The 14774-nt window shown below is 74.3% G+C and carries 11 protein-coding genes; 4 read left to right on the forward strand and 7 right to left on the reverse strand.

What is annotated here, in order from left to right; genetic code table 11:
- Positions 1-74: 74 nt before the first annotated feature.
- The 4 genes from JQN83_RS20355 to JQN83_RS20370 all read right to left on the reverse strand — a co-directional run bounded on the left by JQN83_RS20355 (position 75) and on the right by JQN83_RS20370 (position 3603).
- Positions 75-575, reverse strand: coding sequence for a P-loop nucleotide/nucleoside kinase family protein (locus JQN83_RS20355; RefSeq protein WP_208568731.1), 501 nt, complete (start codon positions 573-575; stop codon positions 75-77).
- The gene (locus tag JQN83_RS20360; protein WP_208568732.1) at positions 572-1549 is read right to left on the reverse strand and encodes a carbohydrate kinase family protein; all 978 of its coding nucleotides are present in this window, start codon (positions 1547-1549) and stop codon (positions 572-574) included. Before JQN83_RS20360 ends, JQN83_RS20355 begins: the two co-directional genes overlap by 4 nt.
- Positions 1550-1869: 320 nt before the next feature.
- Complete coding sequence (gene erpA, locus JQN83_RS20365) at positions 1870-2238, reverse strand: iron-sulfur cluster insertion protein ErpA (RefSeq protein WP_091237771.1); 369 nt, start codon at positions 2236-2238, stop codon at positions 1870-1872.
- A 228-nt stretch (positions 2239-2466) separates the two neighbouring features.
- On the reverse strand, positions 2467-3603 hold the full coding sequence (locus JQN83_RS20370; RefSeq protein ID WP_208568733.1) for a glycerate kinase family protein: 1137 nt from the start codon (positions 3601-3603) through the stop codon (positions 2467-2469).
- A gap of 94 nt (positions 3604-3697) precedes the next feature.
- On the opposite strand from JQN83_RS20370, the gene nadA reads away from it, so the two are divergent.
- From nadA to JQN83_RS20385, 3 genes are all read left to right on the forward strand, one after another.
- Entirely contained in the window at positions 3698-4897 is a 1200-nt protein-coding gene (nadA, locus tag JQN83_RS20375; RefSeq protein ID WP_208568734.1) for a quinolinate synthase NadA, read from the forward strand.
- Positions 4898-5136: 239 nt separating this feature from the next.
- Entirely contained in the window at positions 5137-6492 is a 1356-nt protein-coding gene (gene murA / locus JQN83_RS20380; RefSeq protein ID WP_208568735.1) for a UDP-N-acetylglucosamine 1-carboxyvinyltransferase, read from the forward strand.
- An 89-nt stretch (positions 6493-6581) separates the two neighbouring features.
- Positions 6582-7226, forward strand: coding sequence for a DUF3043 domain-containing protein (locus tag JQN83_RS20385; protein WP_208568736.1), 645 nt, complete (start codon positions 6582-6584; stop codon positions 7224-7226).
- Positions 7227-7339: 113 nt separating this feature from the next.
- Here the strand turns inward: JQN83_RS20385 and JQN83_RS20390 are convergent, their stop codons facing one another.
- Genes JQN83_RS20390 through JQN83_RS20400 form a run of 3 tightly spaced genes read right to left on the reverse strand, consistent with a single transcriptional unit; the run spans position 7340 to position 10000 of the window.
- The gene (locus JQN83_RS20390) at positions 7340-8320 is read right to left on the reverse strand and encodes an ABC transporter ATP-binding protein (protein WP_208568737.1); all 981 of its coding nucleotides are present in this window, start codon (positions 8318-8320) and stop codon (positions 7340-7342) included.
- A complete protein-coding gene (locus JQN83_RS20395; RefSeq protein ID WP_307799479.1) occupies positions 8317-9159 on the reverse strand; it encodes an ABC transporter permease in 843 nt (280 codons plus the stop codon). The genes JQN83_RS20390 and JQN83_RS20395 overlap by 4 nt, the downstream gene beginning before the upstream one ends.
- Positions 9152-10000 (reverse strand): ABC transporter permease, encoded by an 849-nt coding sequence (locus JQN83_RS20400; protein WP_208568738.1) that lies wholly within the window; start codon positions 9998-10000, stop codon positions 9152-9154. Before JQN83_RS20400 ends, JQN83_RS20395 begins: the two co-directional genes overlap by 8 nt.
- Before the next feature lie 161 nt (positions 10001-10161).
- On the opposite strand from JQN83_RS20400, the gene JQN83_RS20410 reads away from it, so the two are divergent.
- Positions 10162-14685, forward strand: a complete 4524-nt coding sequence (locus tag JQN83_RS20410; RefSeq protein WP_244252848.1) for a WG repeat-containing protein — start codon at positions 10162-10164, stop codon at positions 14683-14685.
- Positions 14686-14774: the final 89 nt, after the last annotated feature.

Here is a 14774-nt window from a genome sequence, read left to right on the forward strand (position 1 = left end):
GCACGCCAGGTGCCCAGACCGGGACAGGGACAGCCGGGCCCAGACCGGGATCGGGACAGCCAGCCGGGCCGGGATCAGGTGAGGTAACGCAGGAGCGCCGGGAGCGGGTCGATCGCGATGGCGGTGTCGACCACCAGCCGGGGGCCGATCAACGGTTCGTACTCCGCGCCACGCTGCCGGGTCTGCTCCCAGGTCGGAGCGTGCGGGTCGGCGGCGTGCCGGGCCTCGACCCGGCGACGCAGCTCCGCCTCGTCACCACAGTGCACCTCGATCAGCCGCAGCGGCACCCCGGACCGCGCAGCCAGGTCGAGCCAGAGCCCTCGCGCGCCGGCCACCGGGTTCGCCGCGTCGACCACCACGCCGGTGCCCAGCCCGAGCTGCACCTCGGCCAGCCCGGCCAACGCGTCGTAGCCGGCCAGGCCCGCTCCGGGGCCGGTCAGCCCGTGCCGGGCCAGTGCCCGCTCGATCGGGTCGACAGACAGCACCGGGGCACCCAGGGCCACGCCGACCTGCCGGGCGATGGTGCTCTTACCCACCCCCGGCAGACCGGCGAAGACGACCAGGAGCTGCGTCACGGCACCAGGTGTGGCCGGACGTCCTGGGCGGCGGCGTCCCCGTACGACTCGGCCAGCCGCTTGACGAACACGTCGCGGCGCACGTCGTACTCCTGGGTGCCGACGGTCTCCAGGACCAGGGCGGCCAGCAGCGAACCGACCTGGGCGGCACGTTCCAGGCCGAGGCCCCAGGACAGGGCGGCGAAGAAACCGGCCCGGAAGCCGTCACCGACCCCGGTGGGGTCGACGGCCCGCGCGTCCCGGACGATCGGCACCCGCAACGACTCCCCGTCCCGGGTGGCGATCTCCACGCCGTCCTTGCCGAGGGTGGTGACCCGGACCTTCACCCGTTCCAGGAGCTGGGCGTCGGTGAGGCCGGCCTTGCTCTGCAGCAGCGACTTCTCGTACTCGTTGGTCATCAGGTACTCGGCGCCGTCGATCAGCGCGACCACGTCGTCGCCGTCCATCCGGGCGAGCTGCTGCGACGGGTCGGCGACGAAGGCGTAGCCGCGGTCCCGGCACTCGGCCGAGTGCCGGATCATCGCCTCCGGGTCGTTCGCGCTGACCAGGACCAGGTCGAGGCCGCCGAGCCGGTCCGCGACGGGGCCCAGCTCGATGTTGCGGGCCTCGCTCATCGCACCGGCATAGAACGAGGCGATCTGGCACATGTCGGTGTCGGTGGTGCAGACGAAACGGGCGGTGTGCGCCACCTCGCTGACGTGCACCGAGTCGCAGTCCACGCCGTGCCGCTCCAGCCAGGAACGGTAGTCGGCGAAGTCGGCACCCACCGCGCCGAGCAGGATCGGGCTCAGCCCGAGCTGCCCCATGCCGAAGGCGATGTTGGCGGCCACCCCGCCCCGGCGCAACACCAGGTCGTCCACCAGGAAGGAGAGCGACACCTTGTGCAACTGGTCGGCGATGAGCTGGTCGGCGAAGCGACCCGGGAAGCTCATCAGGTGGTCGGTCGCGATCGAGCCGGTCACGGCGATCTTCATGTCAACCCTCGGGGTCGGGAGCACGGCGCGGGTCAGCCTACCGGTCGCGCGCGAACGACGGTCGACGGTCGGACGGGCACCGGCCACCACCTGCTCATCCGCCCGCCACACGCCGGCCAACCCCATGCCACCGAGCAGGTCGGCACGAGCAGCCCGGCCACCGCGACCGGCACCGCCTCGGCATCGGAACCGGGCAGCCACGTCGGCGGGCTCACCACCGGTGGGCTCGGCTACACCGACAGCGCGCCCGGACAGGTTGCCGGACACACGACGGGGCCGCCCCGTGGTGGGGCGGCCCCGCCGACGGCGACGGTCGCGACTCAGCTGAACGAGTCGCCGCAGGCGCAGGAGCTGCCCGCGTTGGGGTTGTCGATGGTGAAGCCCTGGGCGTCGATCCGGTCGGCGAAGTCGATGGTCGCCCCGGACAGGTAGGGGGCGCTCATCCGGTCGACGACGACGCCGACACCGTCGAAGTCGGTGACGACGTCACCGTCGAGCGAACGCTCGTCGAAGAAGAGCTGGTACCGCAGGCCGGAGCAGCCACCCGGCTGCACCGCGACCCGGAGCCGCAGGTCGTCGCGGCCTTCCTGCTCGATCAGGGCCTTGACCTTCTGCGCCGCGACGTCGGTGAGGACGACGGAAGTAGGGGCCTGGGCCTCGGTCGAGTCGGTCTGCGCTGGCGTGGTCACGTGGAAATCTCCCTGCGCGGTATGGGTCCGGACACCCTGGTCAACAGCACGCGTCGCCCAGTGATTCCCGGTTTGGTCCAGCTTCGATGGTACGCCGCCCCGGCCGACCCCACCCGGCCGGCGTGATCGCCGCTCCAGGCCACCCGCACCACCCCCACCCGCCCGCGCCCACCCGGCGCACGTGTGAGTCGGTCGTACCCCGCTGTCCGGCCCACCCCGGTGGTCCGGTCAGCGGCTCCACTGACGGGCCAGTCGGGCACCGAGCGCCCGCAGCCCCTCGGCGGGCCGGCCCATCGCCGCCGCCACCCCGCCGCGTTCCTCACCACCGAAGTGGTCCACCAGGCTGTACGCCTCGGTCACCCCGGCGGAGGCTGCCTCCCGCCGGCCGGTGCTCACCCGACCCGCCAGCACCACGCAGGGCACCCCCCGGTCGCGGGCCGCCCCGGCCACCCCGGCGACCACCTTGCCGCGCAGCGACTGGTGGTCGAACGATCCCTCCCCGGTGATCACCAGATCGCAGTCGTCCAGCGCGGCTTCCAGCCCGATCGCCCGGCTGACCAGGTCGATGCCGGATTCGCAGCGCCCGCCGAGGGCCAGGATCGCCGCGCCGAGGCCACCGGCCGCGCCGCCACCGGGCAACGTGCCCAGGCCGGGCGGGCAGCCGGGCAGGTCCCGTTCCAGCACCGCCGCCCACCGCTCCAGTGCGGCGTCGAGCAGCAACACGTCGGCCCGGTCGGCGCCCTTCTGCGGACCGTAGACGTTGCTCGCGCCGTGCAGGCCGAGCAGCGGGTTGTCCACGTCGGTGGCGGCGACCAGGGTCACCCCGCGCAGTCGGGGGACGCCGTCGAGGGCGGCGACGGCGGTCAGCGCCGCACCGCCGTACGGCAGGGCCCGGCCGGCGTCGTCGAGCGGGGTCGCGCCGAGCGCGGTGAACAGGCCGGCCCCGCCGTCGTTGGTGCCGGAGCCGCCCAGCCCGATCACCACCGTCCGGGCCCCGTGCTCCACGGCGGCGGCGACCAGCGCGCCGAGGCCGTACGAGGTGGCGGCCTTCGGGTCCCGCTCGGCGGCGGCCAGCAGGTGCAGCCCGCAGGCCTGGGCGCTCTCCAGGTAGCCGACACCGTCGGCGGTGAGCAGGATCTCACCGGTGACGGGCCGGCCCAGCGGGTCGACCGTGGGGACCGGCACCCGCCGCCCGTCGAGAGCGTCGGCGAGCACCGTGACGAAGCCCGGCCCGCCGTCGGCGAGGGGACGGATGAGCAGCTCGCCGGCGTCGTCCACCTCGCGCCAGCCGGCGGCGACGGCCGCCGCCACCTCGGGCGCTTCCAGGGTGCCGGCGAACTTGTCGGGACAGAGCAGCACGCGCATGCCCAGAGTGTGGCAGGCCACATCGGCGCGGGGCAGTGTGGCAGCCCACACCGGCAGCGGTCGTGCGAACGCCCCGTTGTGGGACCATGAGGACGTGACTTCGACCTGGGTGGAACCCTCCAACACGGCGACCGCGCTGCTGCTCCTCGGCCGCGGCAGCGACCCCGCCACCGAGCGTGGCGTGGAGTGTCCGGGAGACCTGCCGGCGCCGAGCGACCCGGACCTGGTGGCCCGGGCGGCGGCGGCGAAGGCCGCGCTGGGCACGAAGGTGTTCGTTCTCGGCCACCACTACCAGCGCGACGAGGTGATCCAGTTCGCCGACGTCACCGGCGACTCGTTCAAGCTGGCCCGGGAGGCGGCGGCCCGCCCCGACGCGGAGTACATCGTCTTCTGCGGCGTGCACTTCATGGCCGAGAGCGCGGACATCCTCACCACCGACGCGCAGCGGGTGATCCTGCCCGACCTGGCGGCCGGTTGCTCGATGGCCGACATGGCGGTGCTGTCGCAGGTCGAGCGGGCCTGGGAGGTGCTGACCGACCTGGGCGTCGCGGCGGACACCGTGCCGGTGACATACATGAACTCCTCGGCGGACATCAAGGGCTTCGTCGGCCGCAACGGTGGTGTGGTCTGCACCTCGTCGAACGCCAAGCGGGCGCTGGACTGGGCGTACGCGCAGGGTTCGAAGGTGCTGTTCCTGCCCGACCAGCACCTGGGCCGCAACACGGCGGTGCTGGAGATGGGCTACTCGCTCGACGACTGCGTGCTCTACGACCCGCACAAGCCGAACGGTGGGCTCACCGCCGAGGAGCTGCGCGACGCCAAGATGATCCTGTGGCGCGGGCACTGCTCGGTGCACGGCCGGTTCACCCTGGACAGCGTGCAGGACGTCCGGGCCCGGGTGCCCGGGGTCAACGTGCTGGTGCACCCGGAGTGCCGGCACGAGGTGGTCACCGCCGCCGACCAGGTCGGTTCGACGGAGTACATCATCAAGGCGATCGAGGCGGCACCGGCCGGCTCGGCGTGGGCGGTCGGCACCGAGCTGAACCTGGTCCGCCGGCTGGCGCTGGCCCACCCCGACAAGCAGATCATGTTCCTGGACAAGGCGGTCTGCTACTGCTCCACGATGAACCGGATCGACCTGCCGCACCTGGTCTGGGCGTTGGAGGAGCTGGTCGCCGGCCGGGTGGTCAACCAGATCACCGTCGACGCGGACACCGCGCACCACGCCCGGGTGGCGCTGGACCAGATGCTCGCGCTGCCGGGTGCCGACACCCCGCCGCCCGCCGCAACCTGATCACCTACGGTCACCGCCGAGGTACGGGAACGTACCGGATTCGCCGGTTCGTTCCGTAACCCGTGCGGTGACCGATTCCTATTTCGTCACGGAGGGCTATGCTGCCGGGGCGACGTACCACGGGGACCGTTTTGAGCCGGCCCCGTCCCGGGTAGCTGGACAGCTCGTACCGGACAGCTGGACAGCATGCCCCATCATCGACTCACCCCGCACCACCCGACACGCGCTGGAGGTTTGCGTTGACGGACGACGTCCTGGTCGTACACGGAGGTACCCCGCTCGAAGGGCGGATCCGCGTGCGCGGCGCGAAGAACCTGGTCTCCAAGGCGATGGTCGCGGCCCTGCTGGGCGACTCGCCCAGCCGGCTGTTCGACGTCCCCAAGATCCGTGACGTCGAGGTGGTCCGCGGGCTGCTCGGCCTGCACGGGGTGAAGGTGACCGACGGCACCGAGGACGGCGAGCTGGTCTTCGACCCGTCCAACGTCGAGAGCGCCAGCACCGACCAGATCAACGTGCACGCCGGGTCCAGCCGGATCCCGATCCTGTTCTGCGGCCCGCTGCTGCACCGGCTCGGCCACGCGTTCATCCCCGACCTGGGCGGCTGCCACATCGGCCCCCGCCCGATCGACTTCCACCTCCAGGCGCTGCGCGAGTTCGGCGCGACGGTGGAGAAGACCCCCGAGGGTCTGCACCTGTCCGCACCCAACGGGCTGCACGGCACGAAGTTCGCCCTGCCGTACCCGAGCGTCGGCGCGACCGAGCAGGTGCTGCTGACCGCGGTGATGGCCGAGGGCGTCACCGAGCTGCGTAACGCCGCCGTCGAGCCCGAGATCATCGACCTGATCTGCATCCTGCAGAAGATGGGCGCGATCATCAAGGTGCACACCGACCGGGTGATCGAGATCCAGGGCGTCAAGCGGCTGCACGGCTACAGCCACCGGCCGATCCCGGACCGGATCGAGGCGGCGAGCTGGGCGGCGGCGGCGCTGGCCACCCGGGGTCACGTCGAGGTGCTCGGCGCGCAGCAGGCCGACATGATGACCTTCCTCAACATCTTCCGCTCCGTCGGTGGCGAGTACGAGGTCACCGACGCCCGGCCGCCGAAGCTCAGCGACCCGGGCCAGGAGGGCGGCATCCGGTTCTGGCACCCCGGCGGTGAGCTGAACGCGGTGGCGCTGGAGACCGACGTGCACCCCGGCTTCATGACCGACTGGCAGCAGCCCCTCGTCGTGGCGCTGACCCAGGCCCGGGGCCTGTCGATCGTCCACGAGACGGTCTACGAGCAGCGGCTGGGCTACACCGAGGCGCTGAACACGATGGGCGCCAACATCCAGGTCTACCGGGACTGCCTCGGCGGCACCCCGTGCCGGTTCGGCCGACGCAACTTCAAGCACTCCGCGGTGATCGCCGGCCCGAGCAAGCTGCACGCCGCCGACCTGGTCATCCCGGACCTGCGGGCCGGGTTCAGCCACCTGATCGCGGCACTCGCCGCCGAGGGCACCTCCCGGGTGTACGGCGTCGACCTGATCAACCGGGGCTACGAGGACTTCGAGGCCAAGCTGGCCAGCCTCGGCGCGCACGTCGAACGGCCGTAACCGACCGTCCCCCCGGCGGCCCCGACCGCCACCCGACGGCCCCTGTGGGCCCGTTCGACCCGCTCCACCGAGCGCCCGGTGCACCCGTGATGTGCACCGGGCGCCGTCGGGTGGCTACCCTTCACCTCGTGCCGTCGCTGTTTCGCCGCAAGTCCGCCGACTCCGACTCCTCCGCCACCGCCACGGTGGTGACCGAGGAGCCATCCGCCGCACGCCCCCGGGGCTACACCCCGAGCAAGAAGGAACTGGGCGTCGAGACCCCGAAACGGCCGGTCGCCGGCCGCCGGCCGGCCGGTCCGATCCGGCCGCTGACCAAGGAGGAAGCCCGGGAGCAGCGCCGCAAGGCGCGCACCGAGGCGGCCGCCGAGTTCCGCCGCGAGGGCGGCCCCCGGGACCGGGGGCCGGAGCGGTTGCTGGCCCGCAACGTCGTCGACTCGCGGCGGACGATCGGCACCTGGTTCTTCGGTGGCGCGTTGATCGTGCTGATCGGGTCGAACGCCGCGATGCCGCAGGCGATCCGGCTCGCCTCCAACGTCGTGTGGGGGGCGCTCGCGCTCGGCGTGGTGATCGACTCGGTGCTGATCTCCCGCCGGATCAAGAAGCTGGTGCGGGAGCGCCACCCCAACAGCGGTGAGCGGATGGGTTCGCTCTACCTCTACGCGATCATGCGGTCGATCACCTTCCGCCGGATGCGCGCCCCGGCACCCCGGGTGAACATCGGCGACCCGATCTGACCGACGTCACCCGACGGCCCCGCCCCGGTGGCGGGGCCGTCGTCGTGTCCGGTAGCCGTCGTCGCGTCCGGTGCTCGGGACGGCGGGCGGGAGCGGGGCCGGTCCGGGACCGGTCACGACGGGCGGCGCGGGTCGGGGGCCGGGCTGCGGTAGAGCCGGGCCACCACGTCCTCGATGTCCGGTTCGACGATCGAGACGTCACGCAGCGCGGCCAGCCCGGCCAGCGCGGAGACCACCTCCGCCACCCCCGCCGACTCCAACGCGTAGACCAACCGGCGGCCGTCGGCCTCGACCCGGTGCAGCGGTGCCCCCACCGGCTGCGGCGGCGTCGACAACGGGGCGTCCAACTCGGCGACGACCAGCCGACGGGAACCGTAGCGGGCGTGCAGGGCGGCGATCGAACCGTCGTGCACCACCCGGCCGTGGTCGACCACCACCAGCCGGGCGCAGAGCCGCTCGATGTCGGCCAGGTCGTGGGTGGTCAGCACCAGCGTGGTGTCGCCGGCCCGGCCCAACTCGGCGAGGAACCCCCGGACCGCCTGCTTGCTCACCACGTCCAGCCCGATGGTCGGCTCGTCGAGGAAGAGCACCTGCGGGCCGTGCAGCAGCGCCGCGGTCAACTCGCCGCGCATCCGCTGCCCCAGCGACAACTGCCGCACCGGGGTGTCCAGGAAGGCGTCCAGGTCGAGCAGGTCACGACAGCGGCGCAGCCGGGCGGCGTGGTCGGCGGCGGGCACCCGGTAGAGGTGGCGCAACAGGTCGAACGAGTCACCCAGCGGCAGGTCCCACCACAACTGGGACCGCTGGCCGAAGACCACCCCGATGCGCAGCGCCAGCCGGGTCCGGTCGGCGACCGGGCGCAAGCCGCAGACCCGGGCCTGACCCGCCGACGGGCTCAGCACCCCGGTGAGCATCTTCAGGGTGGTCGACTTGCCCGCCCCGTTCGGGCCGATGTAGCCGAGCATCTCGCCCTGCTCCACCCGCAGGTCGATGCCGTCCACGGCGGTGACCGTCCGCTTCTCCCGGCGTAGCCGGCCCACCTTCACCCGTACCGTGAACTCCTTGCGTAGCCCGTCCAGTTCGATGACGCTCATGACCCCGTACTCCGGTAGTGGCGGATGCCGGTGCGCCAGGCCGTCGCCGCGAGCGCGGCGGCGACCAGCGCCACCGCCGGCGCCGCCCAGCCGGCCCACGACGGCAGGCCGAGCGGGTCGGCTCGGCCCAGCAGCGCCAGCGCCGGCTGGTAACTGACGAAGGCGAACCCCAGGCCGTACGCGAAGGCGGCCCGGAACCACCCGTCGAAGATGGTCACCGGGTACGTGGTGAAGTCCCGCCCGCCGTAGGTGACCGAGTTGGCCAGCTCACCGGAGTCCACCCACCAGAACGACACGGTGGCGGTCGCCACGAAGAGCGACCCGAAGAAGACCACCCCGGCCAGCGGGGCGACCACCGCCAACGCCACCCGGGCCGGCGTCCAGTCGATCCCGGCCGAGGTCAGCGCCACCACCAGCACGCCCACCCCGAACACGCCCCGGGACACCTTGCGCAGCGGCAGGTTCATCAGCAGCAGTTGGGGCAGCGCGCCGAGCGGGCGCAGCAGCACCGCGTCGAACAGGCCGGTCCGCACGTGGGTGGGCAGCCGCTCGATGTTGCCTACCAGCAGGTCCGCCACCGCGAAGGCGCTGGCCGACAGCCCCACCATCACCAGCGTCTCGCGCAGCGTGAACCCGCCCAACTCCCGGGTCACCCCGTAGATCACCAGGACCGTGACCACGTCGAACACGGTGGCCCCCACGTTGCCCAGCAGGTCCAGCAGGAACGATGCCCGGTACGCCGTCTGCGACCGGGCCTGCGCCCCGAGCAGCGCCCGGTACGCCCGCAACGTCCCACCCGGCCGGACCGCCTCGCCGGTGCACACCCCCTGCTCAACCACCCTGCACCACCAGCCGACGTTCGGCCCGCCGCTGCACCAGCCGGCAGGCGGCCAGCACCAGCACCGCCCAGCCGAGCTGGAGCGCGACCAGGCCGACCTGGACGGCCGGCGGATCCCGCTCCACCAGCACGTCCAGCGGGGTCTGCAGCAGGCTCGGGAACGGGGTGCCACACCACAGCACCAGTTGCAGCCACTCCGGCAGAAACCGCAACGGGAAGTAGAGCCCGGCCAGCACCCCCGACCCGAGGGTCCACAGCAGCAACGGACCCCGCGCGTCCTGCCACCAGTACGCGGTGGCGTTGACCAGGAACCGGCAACCGAAGCAGAGCACCACGGCGGTCACCACGGAGACCACGAAGAGCCCGACGGTGGGCCACCGCGACGGCAGGCAGACGTCGAAGAACAACGGCCCCACCAGGACCGGCGGCAGCAGCCGGGCCAGCGCCGCGTAGCCGGCCCGACCCAGGTCGGTGGCGAGGTAGCTGGTCACCGGGTGCACGGGGCGGAGCAGGTCGGCGGCCACGTCACCGGTGCGGATCCGGTCGGCCAGGTCGCTCCAGCCCCAGAGCAGCACCACGGCGAGCAGCCCCTGCCCCACCCAGACGAAGGTGGCGAGCTGGGCCCGGTCGTACCCGCCGACGGTCCCGGAACCGGCCGCGGCCAGCAGCACCGCGCAGCGCAGGAAGCCGAACACGGTGTTGGTCACGACACCGGCCACGGCCGCCTGCCGGTAGGTGGAGTAACGACGGAAGCCGGCCCGGGATAAAGCCCCGAATGTCCGGAACCATCGGGTAACGTTTGCGCTCGTGGCAGGTGCCACAGTGGCGGTGACCGAGCCCACGCCGCTACCCTCCTTCCGCAGCCCCGCCGTGCCGGACGGGGGACTCTACCGGCATCCCGGAGCGCCCCGCACGACAATTTGCAACGAGGTGACACCGCCGTGAGCGAGCGACGCGAGCCGGGCATCGGACCGCGCCGCACGCGTGGCCACGGAGCCCCCCGATGACGGGCGGTTGGCCCGACCGTTGGGACGCCCCGCCGGAACCCGCCTGGGTGATCGAGCCGACCGGCGAATGGCATCCCCAGTTCCCCGGCCAGCGCTACCCCGGCGACATCGGCAGCCAGTACGCCGACCCCCGGGGGCGGGTCGCCGCCTCCGGTCGCGCCGAGGTGCCCCCGCTCGCCCCGACCCGCCCCGACGGCACCTACCTCGGCCGGTCCTGGGCCGACCAGCAGGACGACCAGACGAACCGCCGTGGCGAACCGCGCACCGACCACGACGCGTACCGGCGACCGACCGACGACGCGTACCGGCGGCTCCCGGACGAGCCGATCTGGCAGCGGGAACGCCGTCAGCCCGCAGCGGACCGGCACGTACCCGACCGGTACGACGCACTGTCGGCCCTGGACCGGCAGACCGGTCGGACCAACTGGTCCGACCGGCGGCGCGGCACCGCCGAGCCGGCCCCGACCGGGTGGCACCGCGACCGGGCCGGCGGCGACCGGCACGACACCGACCGGCACGACGACGTTGGCCGGCACGACGCTGGCCGGCACGACGACATTGGCCGGCACGACGCCCCGCCCCGCCAGGACCGCACCGCCCCCGGTGTCACGCCGGTCTCCCCCGGCCGCCCGCCGGTATCCCCCGCCCCCCGCCACGAGCCGCCCCACGGTGCCCGGCCCGACCGGTCCACCGAACCAGGCTGGGGGGCCGCCCCGACGCAGAACCCGCCCCGCCGCCGGGTCACCGGGGAACGCCCCAGCGCCGACCGTCGCACCACCGACTACGACCGGCTGACCGCCGAGGACTTCGCCGATCCCGACCAGCGGGCCGGCAACGGCGCGCAGCACCGCACCACCGGTGGGTACGAACCTCTCCCGGCCCGGCCGGCACCGACCGGACGGGACCTGCCACCCCGGTTCCGCGACGACGACCCGCTGCGGTCCCCCCGCCGGGAAGACGAACGACCCGCCGCGCACAGCCACGACGACCAGCGGTACCGCCTGCCCGGGGACGCCCCACGGCACCGCCCGCCCGACGGCGGCCGAGGGGCGATGGCCCCCATTCCCGAGGAGCGTTGGCAGCACCCGCGCGGGCCCGACGAGCGCCGGTCGCCGGACCCACGCGAGGCGGCCGTGCGCAGCGAGTCGTACCCCGACCTACGCTCCCGCGAGGTGGTCACACCGCCCCGCGAGCCGGGGAACACCTCCGGCACCGACCGGGCGGAGCCGCTGCGCCCCGCCCGGGAAGCGGAGCACGGTCGCGACGTCCGGCAGCCGTACTCCCGGCCGGAACGCCACCCGGCGGAGCCGACCCGGCCCCCCGCCCCGCCTGCCCCGTCCGGCCCGTGGGGTCCCCGTCCCGGCCCGCCCCCGGCGCAGCCCGACGAGCACCCCGCCACTGCCCGCCCGGGCCACGCCGACGCCACCAACCCGGGCGTCGGGCGGCCCGGCCCGGTGCCGCCGGGCCCGCCCGTACCGCCGGCCGACCTGCCGACCCGGCAGCGCCGCACCGACCGGTGGTCGCCCGCGCCCGACCCGGACGAGACCGCCCCCGTTTCGGCGCCGCCGGCCGCCCGGTTGCACCTCGAGTTCCGCCAGCCCACGCCGGCCACCCCGCCGGCCGACCGGCCCACCACGGGGTCCGGAACCGACCGGGCCGTTCCCGGGCGGACCCCGGCGGCGGCCACGGGTGACTCCGCAACCGACCGGACCGCTCTGGAGATCACCCCGGACCGACCACGCCGGTACGTCCCACCGACGCCGGAACCCGACCCGACCGACCACCGGGACACCGCTGCCCGTACCACGTCCGGGGGTGCCGCAGCCTGGTTCCAACCCGGCCGCTCGGCCTCCGCACCAACCACGCCCGCCGCACCGTCCAGCCCGACCACACCGCCCGGCCCAACCACGACACCGCCCCGCCCGACGCCCACGCCATCCCGCCCGACGCCCACGCCGCCCGGCCCCACGCCCACGCCGCCCGACCAGACCGTGTCGCACAGGCCGACCGCGTCGGGCGGCGCAGCGCCCGCCACGGTCGAGCCGCCGGCACCGCGCACCGGTCGACCGGCCTCCACCCCACCCCCCTCGGACGTGTCACGGGCGGAGGGCACGGAGGTCCGGGCCCCCCGCTCGCCGGCCCCCGCCGCCGCTGGCCGGCCGACCCCGCCCATCGCTCCCCCTCCCGCCGAGGACCGGCCGGAGACCCCGGTAGCCGACGCCGCCGACACCCGTGGGCGGCCGACCGTCGTCGACCGCGAAACGGGGTCGGCCGCCCACGGGCTCGCCGAGCGCGAAACGGGGCCGGTGGACCTGGCGACCAGTTCCGGCGCCTCCGGCATCCGACCCGGTCCCGACCGTGGTCCCCTGCCGACCGCCGGTCGGGACGCCCCGTCCCCACTCGCCGGCCCCCCGGGTGGGACCGGGCTGCCTCCGTCAACTGACCCCGGCACGGCCGGCCCCGGCACGGTTGCCGGCACCCGCCCGACCGCCCCTGTCGCGGACGGCACCGGCACGGACGAAATCGGACCGACCGACGACGATCCGGCCACCGGTACCGCCACGGGCGCGAGTGCCGCCGCGGCGGCGACCACCGCTCCCACGCCGCCCGACACCGCAACGTTGCCGGGCACCACGCCACCGCCCGGTACCCCCGCACGGGCCGGCACCACGCCACCGCCCGGCACCACAGCACCGGTCGACACCACAGCACCGGTCGACACCCCGGCACCGACCAGCGCGGGGGTGTCGAACGCCACGGCAGCGTCGACCGCCGCCGGAGTTCCGCCGGGCGACCTCGCACGGGCAACCGCCGCGCCCGCCACCGACGCGGTGGCCGACGCCGTCGGGCCGGCCGGTGGCACACCGGAGCCGGCCACCACCGGGACCCGACCGGACACCACCGTGGTCCAGCAGACCGCTACCGGGGTCCAGCCGGAGACCACCAGCCTGGCGGCGACGGTCGTCGGCGGCCTGGACCGGACGTCATCTCCGGACCGGCCCCCGGCTCCGGGACGAGCCACGACCACGAACCCGACCACCAGCACGGAACGGAACACGGCTCCCGAAGGGGCCACGACCACCGGGCAGATCACGACCACCGGGCAGACCTCGACCACGGACCGGTCCGGCACTGCCGAACAGGCTGCGGCACCCGAGCTGGTCCCGGCCACGGACGGTGCCGCTGCTGCCCGGCAGGCCGCGTCGACGCACCTGCCCCAGGGCGATCCGGAGCAGGCGCTGGCCGGCTACCGGTGGCAGCTGGACCCGCAGACCCTGCGCGAGGTGGTCGACGACCCGACCGAACTACGACTCATCCGCCGCCGGTTGACCGAGAAGCTCGCCTCGGCCCTGGACAACCGGGCCCGGGCCCGGCTGCTCAGTCTCCGGGCGGTGCTCTCCCGGCTGGTCGGCGACCTCGCCGACGCGGTGGCCGACGGCCGGCTCGCGCTGACCTACGCCGAGGCGACCGGTGAACTGCGGCGTACCGCGCTGGCCCGGGCGCGGCTGGCCGAGGCGCTGCGCTGGAAGGGTGAGTTCGCCGAGGCCGACCGGCTCTTCGCCGAGGCGAACTCGACGGAGCTGCCGGACCGGCTGCGGTCGGCCCTGCACGAACACGCCGGCCGGTGCTGCTATGACCAGGGCCGGTTGATCGAGGCGTGCGGGCACTTCGAGCGGGCCCTCGACCTGCACCGGGCCGACGATCCGGAGCTGACCGAGCGGATCGGGGTGGCGCTGGACGCGGTGTACGCGCGGGCGGTGGCCCGGGAGGGGTTCGGGCCGTACCCACGCAGCCGTGACGAGGTGCGGCACGGCCGCCGCTCCCCGCGGCCCACCCAGGACGGCCGGGGCCGCTGGGGGTACGCGGACACCGACGGTGACCTCGTCGTCGACTACCGCTACGCCGAGGCGCAGCCGTTCCACGAGCGGCTGGCCTGGGTACGCCACCCCGACCAGGCCGGCTGGGAGCTGATCGACGAGTCGGGCGTCACCCGGCTCGACACCGCGTACGCCCGGGTGCTGGCCTTCTCCGACGGCCTGGCCTGGGTGTCGCAGGGCGGCGACGCGGACTGGTCGGCGATCGAGCCCGACGGGACAGTGGTGGTGCCGGCGGGATTCGAGGAGGTACGACCGTTCCGGGCCGGGGTGGCGGCCGTACGGCGGGGCGGCTGGGGGGCGGTGGACCGGCACGGTCGACTGGTCGTCCCCCCGCGCTACCACGGGCTCGACACGATGCTGTCCGACGGTCGCCGGCTCGACGGCTTCACCGACGAGGGGCTGGCCGTGGTGGAGCTGGCCGGCCGCCGGGGCGTGCTCGACCGCACCGGCGCGGTGCTGGTCCGGCCGGTGCACCCGGCGTTGGTGATCCACCCGGTGGCGTTCCTGATCGGCGACGGGATGAGCCACTGGGGGGCGTTGGACCGGCGGGGCGAACCGCTGATCCCCCCGGTGCACCCCGACTGGGACACGGTGGTGGCGGAGATCGACAGGCTGCTCGCCGATACCCACCCGGTGCTCTGACACCCACCCGGTGCGCCGACGCCCATGCGGTGCACTGACACCCACCCGGTGCTCTGACGCCCGACCGCGTCGGCGGGTGCCCGGGGCCG

The sequence above is a fragment of the Micromonospora antibiotica genome, assembly GCF_017599305.1.
Taxonomy (GTDB): domain Bacteria; phylum Actinomycetota; class Actinomycetes; order Mycobacteriales; family Micromonosporaceae; genus Micromonospora; species Micromonospora antibiotica.

What these genes read in the sequence shown, in the direction of transcription:
- JQN83_RS20370 (WP_208568733.1), bottom strand. Translation starts at nt 3,603, where the DNA reads ATGCGCGTGCTGCTCTGTCCCGACAAGTTCGCCGGCACCCTGGAAGCG.
- JQN83_RS20360 (WP_208568732.1), bottom strand. Translation starts at nt 1,549, where the DNA reads ATGAAGATCGCCGTGACCGGCTCGATCGCGACCGACCACCTGATGAGC.
- JQN83_RS20410 (WP_244252848.1), top strand. Translation starts at nt 10,162, where the DNA reads ATGACGGGCGGTTGGCCCGACCGTTGGGACGCCCCGCCGGAACCCGCC.
- JQN83_RS20385 (WP_208568736.1), top strand. Translation starts at nt 6,582, where the DNA reads ATGTGCACCGGGCGCCGTCGGGTGGCTACCCTTCACCTCGTGCCGTCG.
- JQN83_RS20390 (WP_208568737.1), bottom strand. Translation starts at nt 8,320, where the DNA reads ATGAGCGTCATCGAACTGGACGGGCTACGCAAGGAGTTCACGGTACGG.